The organism is Mycoplasma sp. ATU-Cv-703 (assembly GCA_004011965.1).
Classification (GTDB): domain Bacteria; phylum Bacillota_I; class Bacilli_A; order Mycoplasmatales; family Metamycoplasmataceae; genus RYZV01.
This window is the reverse complement of the sequence record RYZV01000001.1, coordinates 302,397-321,024: the sequence shown is the minus strand read 5'-3', so window position 1 is coordinate 321,024 and position 18,628 is coordinate 302,397. Positions and strand designations below refer to the sequence as shown.

Genomic DNA, 18,628 nt, shown 5'->3' with positions numbered 1-18,628 from the left:
TTATGGCAAATCTTGAACTATTTCGCGAAACAAATCCGACAGCCTACCGCATCATTCGGAATTCTTTTCGCAACAAAAAAGTTGCTCACACCTACCTTTTTAACGGCGGGATTGACACCGATTTAGAACAAGCGCCGGAAATACTCATTCAAGCGCTAATTAGTGATAACGACATTTTTGCCGGTCAACCAGGTCGTCTCACTAAAACTTACCCGGACTTGCTCGTAGTGGACGGACAAAGTAAATTAATTACTAAGGAGCAAATTAGCGCCGTCAGAGAGAAATTACAACTAACGGCTTTAGACGACAAAGGCGTCAAAATTTTGCTAATTAAAAAAGTTGAAAACAGCAATAAGTACGCCCTAAACATGCTGCTTAAAATCATGGAAAGTCCGCCTCCGGCGACTTACATCATTATGACCGCTAGCCAAGTTCACCGCGTGTTAACTACGATTAGATCGCGTTCGCTAGAAATTCGTCTCCGTCCAATTTCTTTTGTTAAGACCATCGAGATTTTGCGTAAACACAATTTGTCGCAGCAGTACGCCCGCGTCTTAGCTTTTTTAACGCGCAGTCCCGAGCGGGCTGAAGATTGAATTAACCGCCTGCAATTTAGCGAACTTTACCCCAGCGTTTGCCAAATTTTAACTAAGACTTGCCGTGAACCAGCTCAAAGCATTCGACTCAAAAAATTGTTTAACTCTAGCAATCAAGTGCTTTTAGTTTTGATTTTACTTGTCATCGTGGAAGACATTGCTCGCGCTCAGCACGGCTACCAGTTAATTAATCCCGACCACCAAGACATCGTTAATTGGTCGCTCGCGGCAAACTTTGACACCCAGCGAGCTTTTGCGGCTGTCGAAAGTTTCTTAACGATGGTCAAACACAACGTTAACCAATCGCTCAATTGGAACTCCTTAGTTTTAAATTGAGAAAAGTGTTATGGCTAAACTTTACTTTGTGGCTACGCCAATTGGCAACAGCCAAGATTTAACTTTTCGCGCCAAGAGCACACTAGAGCAAGTCGCTTACATCGCTTGTGAAGACACGCGCCGAATTCGCAAACTTTTAGCAATTTATGCGATTAAAGGTAAAAAACTACTTGTTCACCATGCTCACACCGAACGCCAAAGCACACCGGGCATCATTAAGTTAGTTGAGCAAGGTTTTGATGTCGCCTTGGTTAGCGATGCCGGGATGCCCGGCATTGCCGATCCAGGCTTTTTACTTATGCGTGCTGCGCTTGAAAAAAACTTAGCGGTAGAAATCATTCCCGGCGTTTCCGCTTTAACTACGGCAGTTGTTTGAGCTAATTTGGACCAGTTTTTTACTTTTTTAGGTTTTTTACCAGCCCGTAAAATTAAGCGTCAAAACCAACTCAAAAAACTACCGAGCGGAACTTTTGTCGTTTATGTTCCTCCCCACCAACTTCTTGCTACTCTAGAAGATTTGGCGAGCGTTTTTCAAAATCAAGTTGAAGTTTTCGTGGGCAAAGAATTGACTAAACAATTTGAAACTCACTGACGCGGCAATCCTATGCAAATTAAGTCCGCTCTAGATCCCCAAAAAATCAAGGGCGAATTTACTCTCGTTTTCAAAGTTAAAAGTCAAAGAGCATAAAATTACTTTGCTACCAAAACTATGCACCAGAAAATTCGTACTATCACACTTTGCGCCTTGATGCTCACGCTTTTATTGCTCGCTCACACTTTGGCATGGTTGATGCCCGACTTGCCGAGCGGACTCGGGTCAGTTTTTGTTTTGCCCGAACTTTTAACGGTCGGCTTCTCCTTTTTCTTCGGCTGAAAAAAAACGCTATTGACAGGTTTAATTTTTTATGGAGCGCTGGTTTGGGCTGCTCCGGCAATTTTAATCAGCGGCATCTTTTGAGCTAAAAATGCCTGAGCCGGACTGGGCGTGTTAACACTTGATTATTGGCTGCCCTACCTATTTTTGGCTTTGAGCGGCTCCTGAACTTGGAAAAAAACGTCCGTCTGATTCAACCTAGGTTGGACTTTTCTGATGGTCGGCGGGCTTTACTGCTCCCACGTTGTTTCCGGGGTAGTTTTATGGGCGTCGTACGCCTGGGAAGGTTACTCAGCTTGAACTTATTCCCTAGTAGCCAACAGTTTTCGTAGTGCCGTCTTATTAATTAGTTCCGGTGCAAGTTTGCCGCTTTGCCTTAGAACAATTAACAAAAATAATTTGAACCAAAACCGGAAACAAATTTATGCTTCGTATTAAAAAATTATTTACCCGACTAAGCCAAATTAAGAGTGAGCAAATTTTAGATTACAAACTGATCCACGCGGGTTACACTAACGACAATTATCTTTTTAAACTCAATAGCGGGCAAAAATACATCTTGAGAATTCCCCGACGTCAAAACGATTTTGAGCAGGAAAAAAAGCTTTATGAGCTTTTTGGCATCGGAGCAGGACTTTATTTTTCCACGACCGATGGGATTGTCATTAGACCGTGAATTAGCGGCAAACACCCCGATTTAGGCTCAGAAAGCAATTTAAAAAAGTTGCTCGTTGTGCTCAAAAAAGTTCACCAGACAAAAGTTGATTTCCCGGTTTTAAAACAAAATTGGTTGGCGTACCTAAACGTTAACGACTTGCCCGGCCCGATCACTGAACTTTACCAAAATGTGGTGCGAAAAATTACTGCTCTTCAAAAGTTAGTTTTGACTCACCACGATTTAAACAAACACAACATTTTGGTAAACACGCGCGGTCAAATGCTTCTACTAGATTGGGAGTGGGCCAGACTTGATGATGCCTACTTTGATTTTGCTTCGCTGGCGCTTTTGCCCGAGGTAGATCAGGCCAAACTAGTGCGCTTAGCCGGCCTAGATCAGAAACTTTTAAAACTTTACCAGTTTGCTATTTTGGTTTTTAGTCACATGTGATGTAACTTTGTCAGCACGAGCGCCAGCTTGGTTTTGAAGCAGCATTTAACCAAGCAGATCGAATTTTTCGCCCGCGAAATCAGTTAAAATGTGGGAGTTAAGTTTCTAAGTGGCGTACGTGGTGAAGTGGTTAACACATCGGATTGTGGTTCCGACATTCGCGGGTTCAATTCCCGTCGTACGCCCCATTTTTTTTAATTAATTTAGCAGTTCTCGTTTTTGTCTTCCATCCCAAGTCGGTAACAGTGTCGGCAACGCGCTTCGTATTCTTTGTCGCCAATTTGGATTAATTCCTTGCCGCCTTTGAGACGAAATGTTAACGTTGCAGCGGCTCCGCAAATCACGCAGACTGCGATTAATTTATCAACTTTATCGCTAATTGCTAACAGGGTGGGCATCACGCCAAAAGGCTGCGCCAAGTAGTTTTTATCTAACCCTGAAATTACCACTCGCACGCCTTGGTCAGCCAGTTTAACCACTACTTTAACAATTTCAGCGTCAAAAAACTGTGCTTCATCAATCGCAACAGCTCGGAAGGCTGGAGTTCACTTTTCCATAATTTGGCGGGCATTGTCAACGCTAATGGTTTCAATTGAAGTGCCGGCTCGCGAAAAAATTGCGTCTTTATTTCAACGTTTTTCAATTTTGGGTTTGACGACTAACGTTTTAATTTTTGCGTACTGCAAAATTTTGATCCGCTTAATCAATTCTTCGGATTTGCCCGAAAACATTGGACCAGTAATTACTTCAATTAAACCGTTGGGAAACCTAAGATACATCATCTTCACTTTCCATTATAAGAACTTATCTTTTTAAGAATGTTCTTTTATGAGCAAAAATTTCTTTTCGCGAGCCCCCAGCAAATATATAATCTTAGTCGTGGAAGAAAAGTCTCCTTACAGTCAAGAGTTTACCCAGCAATTTTTGCGTAAACAAAACCAATCAAAACGCAAATTTGGTAAGTTACTAGCCGGTTTAATAATTCTGCTCCTTTTGATCGGAGCAATTTTTGTCTTGACTTACGCGATCTCGTTAGCTAAAAAGATTTAACACCCGGAAAGGAATCAATGAGTCTGAGGGCAGGTATTGTTGGTTTGCCCAACGTCGGTAAATCAACGCTTTTTAAAACGCTCACCAAGTTGCAAGTTGAAATTGCCAACTATCCTTTTGCAACCATTCAGCCCAACGTAGGGGTGGTAGAAGTGCCTGACGTTCGCCTTGATCAGTTAGCTCAAGTGGCCCGACCCCAGCAAGTTTTACCGGCCATTTTTGAATTTACTGATATTGCGGGTTTGGTTAAAGGAGCTAGTCAAGGCGAAGGGCTTGGCAACCAATTTTTGAGTAATATTCGGGAAGTTGATGCGATTGTCCATGTGGTCAGATGTTTTACCGACCCCAGCGTTATTCACGTTGCTAACCAAGTTGATCCAGTTTTAGATGTGCAAATAGTTAACTTGGAACTAATTCAAGCCGATTTAGAAAGTGTTAAAAAAATCCGCACTCGTTTACACAAAAAAGCCCAATCTGATAAAAAAGTTGCGCTGGAATTTAACTTCGTAGAAAAGTTGATTTTTCACCTTGGTCAAGATCACATGGTGCACACGATTAAGTTAAACCAGGCCGAGCAGGACTGACTTAAAAATTACCACCTTCTCAGCGCTAAGCCGGTTTTGTATTTAGCTAACGTGGACGAAAAACACCTAGCCAATCCTGAGCAGTCTCAGTCTTTTCAGCAACTAAAAAAGTACTTAGATTCAATAGGCGGTCAAGTTTTGGCTCTTTGCGTTCAAGCCGAAAGTGATTTAGCCGATTTAGAAGGACAGGAAAAAAGCGAGTTTTTGGCTCAGCTAGGCATTCAAACGAGTGGAGTCGACAAACTAATTCGGGCTAGTTACGATCTTTTAAATTTAGCAACATTTTTTACGGTTGGACCCCAAGAAGTGCGCGCGTGAACTTTCAAAAAAGGCATGAATGCTCAAGACTGCGCCGGCATTATCCACAGCGACTTTGCCCGCGGTTTTATCAGGGCTGAAGTGGTTCGTTTTGGCGATTATATAGCCGGGCAGGGTTGGTCTGGCGCGCGTACAGTTGGTAAAGTTAGTCAGGAAGGCAAAAGTTATCTAATGCAAGATGGAGACATCGTCTTGTTTCGTTTTAATGTCTAGATGTTTAAAGACTAGAAATGTATAATGGTGAGAAATCATGAAATTAACCAAATTATTTAAATCCACCGAACTTAAAAAGGCCGAACAAAACCTCAAAGAAATTAATCAACTCGGCAAGTCAGTCGCTAAGCTAACTGATGAAGAGCTTCGCCACAAAACAACCGAGTTTAAAGAACGTTTGCTGGCCGGTGAAAGTCTTGATGAGTTAAAAAACGAAGCTTTCGCAGTCGTGCGCGAAGCGACCGAGCGGGTTTTGAAAAAGCGTCTTTTTGATGTGCAAATTTTGGGCGGTTTAATTATCCACGAAGGTTCGGTGATTGAGATGAAAACTGGGGAAGGTAAAACAATCACTTCCATTCCGCCCGTTTACTTAAACGCTTTGCTAGGTCACGGAGTAATCGTGTCCACTGTTAACGAATACTTGACCAAACGCGATGCCGAAGAAACTGGACTAGTTTATAACTTTTTAGGTCTAACGGTCGGCACAAACTTACGCGAGTTAAGTGCCCATGATAAACGAGCCGCCTACGCAGCTGACATTACTTACTCGGTTCACTCGGAAATTGGTTTTGATTACCTGCGCGACAACATGGTTAAATCAATTGATCAAAAAGTTCAGCGCGGGTTTCACTTTTGTCTCGTGGATGAAGTGGACTCAATTTTGATTGACGAGGCCCGAACCCCTCTAATCATTACCGGCGGTCAAACCACTAATTCGGAGCAGTATAACGCCGCTAACGCTTTTGTCAACACTTTGAGCGAAAAAGATTACGAAATCGATTGGGAATCTAAAACGATTCAACTTTCTGACCACGGCGCTAACAAAGCGAACCGTTTTTTTGCCGTTAAAAACATTTACGACATCCAAAGTTCAGAAGTTATTCACCGCGTTCACAACGCTTTAAGAGCTAAGTTTCTCATGAAGCGTGACGTGGAATACATCGTGAGCGAAAATAAAATTTTGCTCGTGGATGCTTTCACCGGACGAGTTATGGAAGGTCGTTCGTATTCGGACGGACTTCAGCAGGCAATCCAAGCCAAAGAAGGTGTTGAAATTGAACCCGAAACTACCACCTTGGCCACGATTACCTACCAGAACTTGTTTCGGATGTTTAAAAAACTCTCGGGTATGACTGGGACCGCGAAGACCGAAGAAGATGAGTTCATTGACATTTACAACATGCGTGTCCACGAAATTCCGACTAACAAACCGATGATAAGAATTGACCACCCCGATGTCATCTACGTGGATCAGCAGTATAAGTACCAGGCGATTGTGGCTGACATTGCCGCTCGCTTTGCTAAAGGCCAGCCTGTTTTGGTCGGAACCGAAGAAGTTTACGAATCTGAAAAACTCTCACGCATGTTAAAAGCCGAAAAAATTCCCCACACAGTTTTGAACGCCAAGCAAAATAAGCAGGAAGCGGAAATTATCGCCAAAGCGGGCGAAATTAATTCCATTACAATTGCGACTAACATGGCCGGTCGGGGGACTGACATTAAGCCGAGCCAGCGCGCGGTTGAACTGGGCGGTCTGTACGTGCTAGGAACTAACAAAGCCGAGGCCCGTCGAATTGACAACCAGTTGCGCGGACGCTCTGGTCGTCAAGGCGACATTGGCGAATCGCGTTTTTACATTTCGCTAGACGATAAATTAATCAAACGTTTTTCTAACCAGGAAAAACTTAAGAAACATTTTATGTCTTACGGACCTAAACCGATTAGCGGCAAACTGATTAACCGTTACATTAACCGTGCTCAACGAAAAATTGAGGGCTTTAACTTTGACACCCGTAAAAACTTGCTCCAGTACGACGACGTTGTGCGTCAACAACGCGATTTAATTTACGCTCAGCGCGATTTAATCATTTCTCAAACCGATCTTTACCCGGTCATCGTGCGGATGATTAAGTCGGTGGTGAGCGACTTAGTTGAATTCCCGCAGTTTTTCCGCAACGATGGTTCGATGGACTTAGACAAAATGGTGGCAACCATTAACCACGTTTGGTTTCAGTTAGTGGACTTTAAATTCCACGTTAACCAATTGGTTGATTTTAGTAAAGAGGAATTAATTGAACAAATTAGTAAAGACGCAGTTGAAGTTTACGATGTCTTGCGCTCGCGAATAATTGACAACGTTAACGAGGAAAGCACGCACCAAATGGAGCGCGAAATTTTATTAATGACTTTTGACCAAAATTGACAACTTCACATTGACCAAATGACAAAACTAAGGTCGTCTTCCTCATTAGCTCACTATGCCCAAAAAAACCCGTACCAAGTTTACGTGGAACGTGGTACCGAGTTATTTCGCGACTTACTCAAACGTATCTCCCACAACGTAGTGCGGATTTTGATGCAAAATAGGTACGCTCAGCAAAAAGTTAACACCCGCGAAGCACAAATCAGCGCTTTGCTCAAAAAAATGGAAAGCAAAGCCGACGTAAAAGACACAAAGAACAGTAAGTAAGTTGGGTTTTCGCGGTTTGACAAAAATCGCTTTAAAAAACAAAATTACAATAAATGTATTTTTGCTATAATTAACTCAATTCACAACCCTTAACTATGAAAAGACTTTTTTACCGTTTAGAAACAAGTGATTTAATTCGTCAAATCACGATATCGGCTTTATTAATTACACTTGGCGTGGTAATTGAGCGTTTTTTACATTTCCACGTTTCAGTGGGCGTTTATCCAATTTGCCTGGGCGGCCTTTTGATGGCTTTAGCGATTCCGCTTTTGGTTGATTGGCGAGTTTCTTTAGTGAGCAGTTTGGCGTTAATCACTTTAACCGAGTTACTAATTTCGGGCGATGCTAATTTCTGACTCAACTACTTACCAATGATTACAGCGATTGTAGTGATTGAGATTTTTAAATCTTTTAAACACCTTGGTTGAGCTGCGCTTGGTCTTACGATTGCGCTGGCCGCATTCGTTATTTTAAAAGCGTTTTTAACTCAGTTAGTTTACGGGAGTTCCATGGCACTTGCTATGCTAGTTTCAACGGGCATTCAAATGGCTATCCTCGGGCCCGTCGCGCTCCTAATTTACGTGTCGCTTTACCGTGTTATGATTAGCATGAATCGAACGTTTTATAAATTAACTTAGTTTTTTGAGGTGAGAAAATGCTTGATATGAATAAATTGCTAGCCAGCGTAGCGGTGGCAACTCAAAACGCTCAAAACATGCATTGGAATGTTCGCGGTCAGCAGTTTCGAACTTTTCACAAGTTAACCGAAAAGCTTTACCAAGGGCTTAACGAGTTTGTTGACGCGTTAGCAGAAAAAATTGCGATGCAAAACGATCAGCCTTTGTCAACGATGGCGTCCTACTTGGAACACAGTCAAATTAAGGAGTATAAGCCCCACGCTTTTAGTGCTCAAGAAATTGTTACCAACGTGGTTAACGATCTTAATAAAATTCAAACTTTGGCCGAGCAAGTCAAAACTAACAGCGTTATCCAACCGCTTTTAGACGAAATTTTTCTTTTCGTTGATAAACAGCGTTGGTTTTTTGCTGCCCATGCCAAGTAGTAGGTGATTAAACCGTTGATGAATTTTAAGTTAGAAAGTAAGTTTAAACCGGCTGGCGATCAACCGCAGGCGATTAAGGAGCTTTGAGCCGGTCTAGTTCAAAAAAAGAGCGACCAAGTTTTGCTCGGGGCCACCGGCACGGGCAAAACTTTTACAATCGCCCACGTAATTGAAAAATTTCAGCGACCAACTTTGGTGCTTTCGCACAACAAAACTTTAGCAGCTCAACTTTATTCCGAGCTAAAAAGTCTTTTTCCCAATAACAACGTGGAATACTTTATTTCTAACTTTGACTACTACCGTCCCGAAGCTTACTTACCTTCCTCAGACACTTACATCGAAAAAACTTCCCAAAGTAACTGGGACATTGAAGTGATGCGAATGAGTGCGCTCAACTCGTTATTGACTCGCAAAGACACAGTTGTAGTTGCTTCCGTGGCGGCCATATACGCTCAACTATCGCCCAAAGAATACGTGGCCACCTTCATGCACTTAAAAGTGGGTCAAAAAATGCGTCGCGAAGATTTGTTGAATGCACTTGTGACGCGTAACTACACTCGCAACGACGTAGAGCTAGCCCCCGGCCGGTTTAGAGTACGGGGTGATGTGATTGAAATCAGTCCGGGATGGACCCAAAACTACTACATTCGAATTGGTTTGCTTGATGAGCAAATCGAATCAATTGCCCAGATTGACACTTTAACGGGCGAACTCATTAAAAAGGAAAATAATCGCCTGCTTTTTCCAGCCGATGCTTACACAACTAGTCGCGATGTAATTAAAAGAGCCACCAAAACGATTGCCGATGAACTAGTCACTCGTTTGGCTGAACTGCGCAAACAAAACAAACTTTTGGAAGTGCAAAGGTTAGAGCAGCGCACTAACTCGGACATTGAATCGCTACTTGAGTTTGGCACTTGCCCAGGAATTGAGAACTATTCTCGTCACCTAGAAGGTCGCCTACCTGGTCAGCGCCCAGCGACGATATTGGACTATTTTCCAGCCGATTCATTGATGGTAATCGATGAATCGCACATGATGATCCCGCAAATCAATGCCATGTATAACGGGGATCGCGCTCGCAAGGAAACTTTGGTGGAATACGGTTTTCGTTTGCCGTCGGCACTAGATAACCGGCCGCTAAAATTCGCAGAGTTTGAGACTTTTGAGTTTAACCGCATTTATGTTTCCGCTACGCCAGCGGATTATGAAATTGAAAAATCGGATCACCGTATCATTAGTCAAATCGTTCGTCCGACTGGTTTGCTTGATCCGGTAATTGAAGTGCGCCCCATCGTCAACCAAGTGGAAGATATTTTTAACAGCATCAAACTCCAAATCAAACAAAAAGAGCGCACGATCATTTTGACCACGACTAAGAAAATGGCGGAAGAACTTTCTTTTTACCTCAAAGAGAGAGGACTTAAAATCGCTTACATTCACTCCGAGCACAAAACTTTTGAAAGAGATGACATTTTGCGTAAGCTGCGTAAAGGTGTTTACGACGCCATCGTGGGTGTGAATCTGATTCGCGAAGGAATTGACATCCCGGAGGTATCGCTAATTTGCGTGGTTGATGCTGATAAAGAGTCTTTTTTCCGCTCAACTAAGTCGCTGATTCAAATCATTGGTCGTGCCGCTCGAAATGTGCACGGACGAGTTATTTTTTACGGCGATAAAGTGACTACTTCCATGCAAAACGCGATCGATGAAACTAACCGCCGTCGCAAAATTCAAATCGCTTACAACCAAAAACACGGCATTGTTCCTCAAACGGTTGTCAAACCGATTCCAGCTCCAATTCACGGGCAATCAATTGACCAAGCAATTGAAGAATTTAAAACTGGTCGTCGTCAAAAAGACAAAAAGCAACAACGCGAGTTTATCGCTGATTTACGACGTCAAATGCTGCGCGCTTCAAAAGAACTTGATTTTGAAAGAGCAGCGCAACTGCGCGACATTATCATTGAACTAGAAGTTGAGTATCACCTTGAGTAGCTTGTTTGAGCAAGTTGTTTAAACAAGTTTAGGAAAAGTCGTCCAGTTAGGCAGCTATAATCTTAAATTAGCAAGTAACCTTCTAATGTCGGTAAAAACAAAGACCCAAAATCTTCGATCGCCTAGGGCGACGGGACAATTCAAAAATTTAGTCAGTCGTTTTGCCAAAGCAATTTTAACGATGATTGCCGTTTTGCCCGCGGCTGGTTTACTAATTGTGCTTGGGAAAGTGATTGGTCCACTTGGTTTAGGCAAGATACCAGCTAGTTCGGCTGTTTTTAATCAAATTGGCACGGTAATTGAAACCGTTGGTTGACTACCTTTTACTCACATTGGTCTTTTATTTGCCATCGCGATCGGAGGCGCTTGGTCGAAAAATTCGGCCGGAGGCGCCTTTGCAGCGGGACTGAGTTACTTTACTTTGTTGGCGGTTGGATCTTCGTTTTTTTTAATTAGAACAGACGGCGCAAACAGTGAGTATTTTTTGAATTACATTGTTGGAGGTAAGTGAACGCCTACGCGCGGTTATTTTGATTGGCAAGAAGGTGTTCGCTCAATTAGTTTCGGTGCTCTGGGCGGCATTTTAACTGGGTTCCTTGGCGCCATAATTTACAACAAATTTCACACCTTCAACCGTTTGCCGAAAGTTTTGTCTTTCTTTAACGGTGTCAGATTTGTGCCGCTGATGGTCTTCGCGATCGTTGTGCCGCTTGCTTGCGGTCTAGCCTTATTTTGACCTTTGCTGCAGGCCGGAATTAACTGGATGGGCACCAACATTGCCAAAAACAACCGCGTGCCGTTTGTCATGCCGTTTTTATTCGGAACGCTTGAACGTTTAATGTTGCCTTTTGGTCTCCACCACCTTTTGACAATTCCGATGAATTACACCGAACTTGGCGGAAACTTGAACTTTTTAGACGCAGATACTTTCAAACAAGCGCTTTCGGACCACGAGAGTACCCAAGGTCTAACTGCTGAGCAGTTAGCCGCTTTTTTTAAATACTTGGTTGAACAAGATTTTGCTAAGGAAAATCAACTTAAAGCCCAAGGCCAAGAGAACATGTGGTACACCTGAATTCAGGCGCTGAACGGGGTACGTGACCACTGGCAAAGTTATGCTTCGGAGCAAGGAATATCGACTTCAACTGAGGCGGTTTACCAAGTTGTTTCGGGCGCTTTTACGCCAGCTCGATTTAAAACTGGTCAAATGATTAGTTCTACCGGCTCGTTAGTGGGGGCCGCCTTTGGGATGCTTTACGCACTCAAAAAATCAGCCCGTCCGGCCAACCGCTCGATTTATGTTTCCGGCGCCTTGGCTTGCATGTTAACTGGCGTAACCGAACCGGTCGAATTTTTATTCATGTTTGTTTCGCCGCCGCTCTACTTAGTTCACGCTTTACTGACCGGAGTCGCTTTTGGCATGGCTGACTTTTTACCGATGAGAATTCACGCCTTTGGTTTAATCGAAACGCTTTTGAAGTACTTGTTAGTTTTAGGTCCAACTAGTTTGGCGACGAGCGCGCTCAACACTAACTTGTGGTTAGACGGAGTTTGGTTTCTTTTCACAACTTTAATTTTCGCCGGGCTTTACGCTCTGACTTTCAGAACCTTAGTACTTTGGTTAAAACCGCCGATTCCTGGCTGAGAAATGTTAGTTCCAGCCGCTGGCGATACCCGGGTGGTTACTTCTCGGCCGCCACCATTAGTCTTAAATGATGCTCAGACAAGAATTGCTTTAATTGTGAAATTGCTAGGCGGCAAAGATAACATTCAAGAGGTAGATGCTTGCATGACTCGTTTAAGAATCGTGGTGAGCGATACTAAGCGGGTGCAAAACAAATTTAAAGAACTGACGCAAGCTTTGGCAACGGTTAGCCAGGGTAATTACTACCAAATTGTTTACGGACCAGAAGCCAACGCGCTCAAGGAACAAGTTATTAAGCATTTGGGCAATCTAAGCGAGGAATCTAATGGATCATAAAAAAACTCTGTTCGAAAATTTTCCCATCAAAACAAAAATTTTTCACCACCAGGATGATTTTGCAATCGTTCAAAAAGTAAGTGATGTTTGAATGGAAAAAGACCAGTTAGTAGTTGAAATGCTTTTGTCCAACTTACAAAAGTCTTACTTAAGAATTGAAATTTGAACTGACGAAATTATTCGTTTTAACTACCACCAAAAAAACTGACCTAAAAAACGGTTTGCTGACCACCTTAATTCCGAACTAACGCCCAAAAAAATTGACGCCTCGTGGGATGAAGATTTAATTAGTGTTGATCTAGCCAGCCAAGAAAAAATTCTGATCGTTAAAAAGACCGGTCAAATTAGTTTAATCGACAAGTCTGGCGCACTCAAATGACGACTGAACCACAAACCCGGTTACCAGCTTTTTAAAAACCTCAACGCTCCGCACCTAGGTTTTAAAAAAGTTCGGGAAAACAAGAGCCTGCCCTTTATTTCGTTTGAATTATTTAACGACGAGAAAATTTACGGACTGGGCGAAAAATTTCGTCCGTTTGTTAAAAACGGAGTTGAGTCGGTGGTTTGGAACAGCGACAGTTCTTGCCTAACTAACCACGACTTAGCTTACGCTGGAGTGCCGTTAGTTTACTCTAGCAAAAACTGAGCTGCCTTAGTTAACTCCGGTTTTCAAGTTGATTTTGAAATTGGTGCACCAACAAGCGACGCGCTTTCAATTCTCTGTCACGAAGAATTTTTGGACTTGTTTTTGTTAACTGGTTCAAGTATCAAAGACTGCGTTAGTCACTACACTTTGCTGACTGGTCGGATTAAAGGAGTTCCTGATTTAGCCTACGGCACTTGGTTAAACCGTCTTTACTACCACAACGTTAACGAATTGTGGGAACAAATTAAACTCGCTCAAAAAAACGCTTATCCGCTGGACGTAATTACTCTTGACCCCAAGTGGTTAAAGGACCGCTACGTTAAATCGTGCAATTTTACTCTTAACGAAAGCGCCTTTGGTAATTTTGCCGAGTTAATTAGTCAAATTAAAAAAGCTAACTTAGAAGTTTGTTTTTGAATTAATCCCTACATTCAAGCTGACGGCGGCGCGGCTTGGAAGTACCTGAACAAAAACAATTTACTGCTCAAAAATCACGAAGGTCAGTTGGCTCATCCTTGAACAGGAGCCGAAACTCAACAAGATAACAATTACATCGTTGATTTCACTAATCCGGAGGCTTACCACTGGTATAAGGAGCAAATTAAAAGGTTGTTTGATTTAGGGGTTCGTTTTGTCAAACCTGATTACGGCGACGGAGTTCCTAAAAATGCGTTTTTTAATTCTCGTCAATTTGGTAGCGCAATGCGTCAGTGATTCATTTACCTTTACTTACGTTGTTGCTACGAGGCCAGTTTAGAATACTTTGGCGACGGTCAAGCTTTAATTTTTGCTCGGCCAGGTTTTATAGGCACTCAAAAATTTGTTGGCAAATGGTCGGGCGACAGTTACACTGACTACGCTTTTTTAAAAACCCATTTGTGAGCAGGGCTAGGCGCTGCTTTGGCGGGACACGTTATTTGGGGTACCGACATCGGCGGTTTTGCTGGACCTTCTCCTAGCGAGGATCTTTACCAGCGCTGAACCCAATTTGGCATGTTAACTCCGCTCTCGCGTTACCATGGGATTGGTGCTCGTGAACCGTGACTTTTTAGCGGTCAAACTTACCAAATTGCTTTGCGCTTTGCTCATTTTAAACGTTCGCTGTTGCCCTACTTTAAAATTTGCGAACAAGCTGCGGTTGAGCAAGGATGACCAATTATTCGTCCGCTCGTTTTAGAGTTTCAGGATGATAAAATTGCCCAACTGATTGACGACCAGTATTTACTCGGATCCCAAATTATGGTCTGCCCGGTTTTAACGGCCAACACCCAATCAAGACAAGTCTACTTGCCCGAGGGCGAGTGGTATTTATGGGGCCAACACGAAAATGCTTACCAAGGCCAAAGACTAATAACTTTAGATTGCCCAGCCGATCAGAGTTTGATTTTTGTCAAAGGCGGTAGTTTGGTTGTCACGATTAAAGAAACCGGTTTTAAAATGGGTCACTTAGAAGGCTTAACGTTTTTAGTTCACCGTTACGGCACTGTTAGAAATCAAACACTCAGTTTTAAACTCGCTAACAAGACCCACGTCATTACTTACCAAGATGAGAGTTTAAGCACAAACTCCAACCAAAAAGTGGAGTTAGTTCCCGCTTTGGTAAATGTTTAAGACCAAGCCGCTTAGCTGAACCTTTCTTGTATAATTCGCTCATTACTTAAAAAAAATTAAAACGGAGGAAGCATAATTAACCCAAGAACCCAGTCACGCCGCGGCACTCTTGATTGAAAGTTCGCGCACAAATTTTTCTGGATTGTCTTCCCCGTTATTTGTCAAGCGATCGTTATTTTGCTAGTTGGCCAAATTGACATTATTTTTGTCGCCAACAGTTTTAGTGGAAATTTACCAGGCGTTGGGGTTGTTCTTGAGATTTTTCAAATCGTCATTACGCTCAGCATGTCAGTCGCGATTGCCTGCAGCATTTACGTGGGTCAGTACAAAGGTCAAGAGAATAACTTTAAAATCCAAGAGTCAATTAGGTGTGGTTGAATTTTGGGCATTTTTATAGTTGTGCCATCCATTTTGGTTTTGACTTTAGCCGGAGGCGCTTTAATTGAAAGCATTTTGCGATTGGATCCGCGTTACGCTTTTAGCAAAGAACAAATTGAAGCTGGTTTTAATTTCTTATCGGTTCTAGCTTTTGGTCTAATTTTTCAAATTTACGCCATGATTAATTACGGAGCCCTCCAAACGCTCGGCTTTACTAACCGCACTTTGGTAGTTTCTCTAGTTGCCTTCGTAGTCAACGTGGTTGGTAATTACTTATTTGTTGCTTTTGCCAGCGATACGCTAGGAATCGTGGGCATCGCTTGGTCAACTTTAATTGCTCGAGCCGTGGAAGCGATTTTAGTTACGCTAGTTTTCTGACAGAAAAAAGTTCGTCCTTATAACCCTTTCAGCCGCCCTTTTAAGGTGACGCCGACGGTTTTCTTTGGAGTTCAAAGACAGTTTTGACCGATTCTTTTCTCCAACGGAATTTACCAAATGCTAGTTTTCATTAACCGGATTTTAATAATTCGTTACGGCGGCACGGATAGTTACCAAGCCACGGTTTTAATTCTAATTTTCATGAGCGTGCTTTACGCTTTTTGAGCTTCTTGTTCAATAGCGGTGTCTAATTTTGTTGGACCGGCGCTCGGCTCAAACCAAAGCGACTTAGCGATTGCTAATAGCAAGCGGATTACCAAACTGTTTTACATCATGGTTTCGTTTGCCGCGACAATTATGTTGATCTTAGCTTGAACTTTGATGGATGTAATTTATTCTAGCGTTGACCCAGCCATCCGTTTTAACGCGAGTTGAATCTTAACTTTCCAAGTGATCGGGTTTTTATTTTCCTCTGGTTCGGTGCTCTTAATCGGGTTTTTACGGATCGGTGGTAAAAGCGGTTTGGCAGCGGTCGTTGACATCGCTTTTTCTACGGTTCACCAAACTTTGCTAGTTTGAATGCTTTACAAAGTCTTCAGCATGGAAACGCGTTTCATTTTTCTAGTGATGGCGCTAGCGGAAATTATTCAAACCGGACTGTTTTTGCTACTCGTTCTAAAAATTAAATGAGTACGGAACATCACCAAAAGCGAACCGATTGTTAATCAACTTGACGAGGTTTAAATGGGACGCCAGCGTCAAAACACTTTGGTAATTGTTGGTTTACAATGGGGCGACGAAGGCAAAGGTAAAGTAACCGATTTTTTAGCGCAGAAGAGCGATGTGATTGTCCGTTTTCAAGGCGGCAATAACGCCGGGCACACGATTGTTATGGGCGATGAAAAATTTGCGCTTAACCATTTGCCGGTCGGGGTTTTTAATTCCAAAGCGGTTAACATCATCGGGCAAGGATGCGTAGTTAATCCCCAGCAACTAGTTCAAGAAATTAACGAGTTAAAAAAGCGTTGAAAAAAACCGTTTCAACTTTACATTTCCGACCGTGCGCACGTAATTATGCCTTACCATCTGGACCTTGATCAGGCGAGCGAAGAGAAGGGCGGTCAGTCGATCGGGACAACCCGCAAAGGAATCGGACCGGCCTACCAGGACAAGTATGCACGTCTTGGGGTAAGGTGAGCCGATTTTATCGTGCCAAGTTATTTCCGTCAAGTTCTTGAGCGCGTTTTGCCAGTTAAAAACCGTCAGTTAACTAGTTGGAAATTGCCAACTTATCAAATTGATAAGTTAATTGAGCAAAACCGTCAAGCTGCGCGGCAATTGGCGTCTTATGTAATCGATGCTGGTCGCTTAATTGATAAAGCGATTAGCCAAAAAAAACGGGTTCTTTTTGAAGGTTCACAAGGGGTAATGCTTTGCGTTGAAAACGGGACTTATCCCTTTGTAACCTCGTCCTCGCCAACCGGAGCCGGCGTTGCGCTCGGAGCTGGCGTTAATTTTCACGCTCTTGACAAAGTTTTAGGAGTTGTCAAAGCTTACAGCACCAGAGTTGGGGCTGGGTTTTTTCCGACTGAGATTAGTGGTGTAGTGGCCGAGCAAATTCGTGAGCAAGGTCAAGAGTTTGGGACTGTTACCAGACGTCCGCGTCGGATTGGTTGAATTGACGCGGTGATGCTTCGACACAGCGTGAGATTAGCCGGAGTAACTCAGATAGCGCTGACACTTTTAGATGTGCTGGGCGGTCTAGAAGAAATTAAAATTTGCACCGCTTACCAGTTAGGATCACAAACGATTGATTTTGTGCCCGCTTCAATTTTTGAGTACCAAAAAGTTCGGCCAATTTACCAGACATTGCCCGGGTGAAAAACTAGTTTAACTAACCTTAGTGCTCGCAAACATTTACCAAAAGAGCTACTCAACTACGTCAACCGAATTAGTCAATTAGTCGGGGTGCCGGTTAAATATCTTTCAATCGGACCTGACCGTCGGCAAATGATTGAGCTTTAATAACCTTCGTTATTTTTTAACAAAATGTAACTAACTTTTTTAAGCGCGTTAAGTTTTAGACCGCCAGCGTACGAAATGGCCGATTGCAAATCTTGTTCAATTTCTTTGAAAGTGTCCCAAATTGAACCGCGGAGCGGAACAAGTTCTTTTTTACCTTCCACGTGTCGTCTTTCACCTTTGTTATACTCGGAAGCTGAACCGTAATACTCTTTGTAACTTTGACCTTCGTTTTTAATGATGGGCGTAGGCGATTCTTTGTGACCAGCTAAAATTGACCCAGCCATTACAAACGTTGCTCCAAAACGAATTGCTTTAGCAATGTCGCCTGGGTGGCGCACTCCTCCGTCGGCTATCATCGGTTTAGTTGCCGACTTAGAAAGTCATTTAATCGCTGAAAGTTGTCAACCAGCCGTTCCAAAACCTGTCTTAAGACGAGTGATGCAAACTCGCCCTGGTCCGACTCCGACTTTGGTAGCGTCAGCACCTCACCTTTCTAAATCAACCACAGCTTCGGGAGTGGCAATGTTGCCTGCTATGATAAACGGCTGTTTACCCATTTTGGCTCGGATGTGTTTGATCATCTTTTTCATGGAATTAGCGTGACCATGGGCAATGTCGATCGTAATAAATTCGGGGATTAGTTTTTGCTCAGCCAGTTGATCAATTACTTCAAACCACTCCGGTTTAACGCCGATTGAAATTGAGGCAATCAATTTTTTTTGGTGAGCCTTTTTAACAAACTTAACCGTGTCAACGTTAAAACGGTGCATAACGTAAAAATAACCGCGCTCAGCCATTTGCAGTGCCAAATCTTCGCTAATAATGGATTTCATGTTAGCCGGAACGATGGGCAGTTTAAAGCGGTAATTGGCAAAACTAACGCTTGGGTCGCATTCGCTCCTTGAATTGGTGATGCAACGCTTAGGTAACAGTTGCACGTCTTCAAAATCAAAAACTTTCAAACTAACCTCCCTGCCAGCACCCTAAATGTGCTAGGAC

The 18,628-nt window shown here is 42.9% G+C and carries 16 protein-coding genes and 1 tRNA gene; 15 read left to right on the top strand and 2 right to left on the bottom strand.

Going from position 1 to position 18,628, the window contains the following annotated elements; all coding sequences use genetic code 4:
- Positions 1-2: 2 nt before the first annotated feature.
- The 5 genes from CSE00_RS01325 to CSE00_RS01305 all read left to right on the top strand — a co-directional run bounded on the left by CSE00_RS01325 (position 3) and on the right by CSE00_RS01305 (position 3,102).
- Positions 3-950, top strand: coding sequence for a hypothetical protein (locus tag CSE00_RS01325; protein ID WP_127942794.1), 948 nt, complete (start codon positions 3-5; stop codon positions 948-950).
- The gene (rsmI, locus tag CSE00_RS01320; RefSeq protein ID WP_127942793.1) at positions 943-1,620 is read left to right on the top strand and encodes a 16S rRNA (cytidine(1402)-2'-O)-methyltransferase; all 678 of its coding nucleotides are present in this window, start codon (positions 943-945) and stop codon (positions 1,618-1,620) included. Before CSE00_RS01325 ends, rsmI begins: the two co-directional genes overlap by 8 nt.
- 60 nt (positions 1,621-1,680) lie before the next feature.
- Entirely contained in the window at positions 1,681-2,244 is a 564-nt protein-coding gene (locus CSE00_RS01315; protein ID WP_161565533.1) for an energy-coupled thiamine transporter ThiT, read from the top strand.
- Positions 2,231-3,001 (top strand): phosphotransferase, encoded by a 771-nt coding sequence (locus CSE00_RS01310; protein ID WP_127942791.1) that lies wholly within the window; start codon positions 2,231-2,233, stop codon positions 2,999-3,001. Before CSE00_RS01315 ends, CSE00_RS01310 begins: the two co-directional genes overlap by 14 nt.
- A 25-nt stretch (positions 3,002-3,026) precedes the next feature.
- A tRNA-His gene (locus tag CSE00_RS01305) sits at positions 3,027-3,102 on the top strand.
- A 15-nt stretch (positions 3,103-3,117) separates the two neighbouring features.
- Here the strand turns inward: CSE00_RS01305 and CSE00_RS01300 are convergent.
- On the bottom strand, positions 3,118-3,696 hold the full coding sequence (locus CSE00_RS01300) for a thymidine kinase (RefSeq protein ID WP_236631437.1): 579 nt from the start codon (positions 3,694-3,696) through the stop codon (positions 3,118-3,120).
- A 46-nt stretch (positions 3,697-3,742) separates the two neighbouring features.
- Between CSE00_RS01300 and CSE00_RS01295 the strand changes: the two genes are divergently transcribed.
- From CSE00_RS01295 to CSE00_RS01250, 10 genes are all read left to right on the top strand, one after another.
- Entirely contained in the window at positions 3,743-3,964 is a 222-nt protein-coding gene (locus CSE00_RS01295) for a hypothetical protein (RefSeq protein WP_127942790.1), read from the top strand.
- 17 nt (positions 3,965-3,981) lie between these two features.
- Positions 3,982-5,079: a redox-regulated ATPase YchF gene (gene ychF / locus CSE00_RS01290; RefSeq protein ID WP_127942789.1), complete on the top strand. Its 1,098-nt coding sequence runs from the start codon at positions 3,982-3,984 to the stop codon at positions 5,077-5,079.
- Positions 5,080-5,116: 37 nt separating this feature from the next.
- Positions 5,117-7,549 (top strand): preprotein translocase subunit SecA, encoded by a 2,433-nt coding sequence (gene secA / locus CSE00_RS01285; RefSeq protein ID WP_127942788.1) that lies wholly within the window; start codon positions 5,117-5,119, stop codon positions 7,547-7,549.
- Positions 7,550-7,644: 95 nt separating this feature from the next.
- Positions 7,645-8,187 (top strand): hypothetical protein, encoded by a 543-nt coding sequence (locus CSE00_RS01280; RefSeq protein ID WP_127942787.1) that lies wholly within the window; start codon positions 7,645-7,647, stop codon positions 8,185-8,187.
- A 26-nt stretch (positions 8,188-8,213) separates the two neighbouring features.
- Positions 8,214-8,612: a DNA starvation/stationary phase protection protein gene (locus CSE00_RS01275; RefSeq protein ID WP_161565532.1), complete on the top strand. Its 399-nt coding sequence runs from the start codon at positions 8,214-8,216 to the stop codon at positions 8,610-8,612.
- Positions 8,613-8,630: 18 nt separating this feature from the next.
- Positions 8,631-10,610 carry an excinuclease ABC subunit UvrB gene (gene uvrB, locus CSE00_RS01270; protein ID WP_127942785.1) on the top strand — a complete coding sequence of 660 codons (1,980 nt, stop codon included), beginning with the start codon at positions 8,631-8,633 and terminating at the stop codon, positions 10,608-10,610.
- 85 nt (positions 10,611-10,695) lie between these two features.
- Positions 10,696-12,591 carry a PTS transporter subunit EIIC gene (locus CSE00_RS01265; protein WP_127942784.1) on the top strand — a complete coding sequence of 632 codons (1,896 nt, stop codon included), beginning with the start codon at positions 10,696-10,698 and terminating at the stop codon, positions 12,589-12,591.
- Entirely contained in the window at positions 12,581-14,848 is a 2,268-nt protein-coding gene (locus CSE00_RS01260; protein ID WP_127942783.1) for a TIM-barrel domain-containing protein, read from the top strand. The genes CSE00_RS01265 and CSE00_RS01260 overlap by 11 nt, the downstream gene beginning before the upstream one ends.
- A gap of 72 nt (positions 14,849-14,920) precedes the next feature.
- A complete protein-coding gene (locus tag CSE00_RS01255; RefSeq protein ID WP_345775210.1) occupies positions 14,921-16,348 on the top strand; it encodes an MATE family efflux transporter in 1,428 nt (475 codons plus the stop codon).
- Positions 16,349-17,629: an adenylosuccinate synthase gene (locus CSE00_RS01250; protein WP_127942781.1), complete on the top strand. Its 1,281-nt coding sequence runs from the start codon at positions 16,349-16,351 to the stop codon at positions 17,627-17,629.
- On the opposite strand, the gene CSE00_RS01245 is transcribed toward CSE00_RS01250, so the two are convergent.
- A complete protein-coding gene (locus CSE00_RS01245; protein ID WP_127942780.1) occupies positions 17,626-18,591 on the bottom strand; it encodes a GMP reductase in 966 nt (321 codons plus the stop codon). The two genes, CSE00_RS01250 and CSE00_RS01245, sit on opposite strands and share 4 nt — an antisense overlap.
- Positions 18,592-18,628 lie beyond the last annotated feature (37 nt).